A 541-nucleotide genomic window follows, 5' to 3' on the forward strand; every position below is an offset into this window, starting at 1 on the left:
CTGACGCACAGGTGGGAGGCGAGCTCCATCTGTCGGCATTGGCCGACGGTGGCGAGCACGTGCAGCACCCCCAGGAGTGCGGGCGGAAGTCCGCTGGTGTCGGCGCCGCCGAGGATGTGGCGCAACGCCCTGCCGAAGAGAAAGACCTCCTCGACGAGCTCCTCCGCGGTAGCGGTCTGGACGGCCATGGGCTCCCCTGAACGGCATGATTGATGCTTGCGGTACGCAACTATATATTGATTGCATTACCCATGCAACTTATTGCCGGGGATGGTGCCCGTTCGGGCAGCGGTGACCCTCGTAAGATCGGTAGCGCACACGATCATGTGCGAATGGATCGCCATCACCACCGGGAGCGGAGGTGAGAACACATGATGTGGCAGGAAATGATGAACATGTTCATGGCCTGGATACAGCAGATGGGCTGGCAGTTGCCCACGATCCCCATGATGCCCATGAGGTGACGGCGCCCTGGCGACGAGCCCACCGGGGGCGACAGCGCCGAACCCGCTAGCGCACCAGCAGTGCGAGGCACTCCGTG

The 541-nt window shown here is 63.0% G+C and carries 1 pseudogene; it reads right to left on the reverse strand.

Annotated elements, in window-relative coordinates:
* Nucleotides 1-188: pseudogene (locus tag ACFQQL_RS19145) on the reverse strand (MarR family transcriptional regulator); the annotation flags it as partial.
* Nucleotides 189-541 lie beyond the last annotated feature (353 nt).

The sequence above is a fragment of the Georgenia alba genome (assembly GCF_042665525.1).
In the GTDB taxonomy this organism is placed as follows: domain Bacteria; phylum Actinomycetota; class Actinomycetes; order Actinomycetales; family Actinomycetaceae; genus Allobogoriella; species Allobogoriella alba.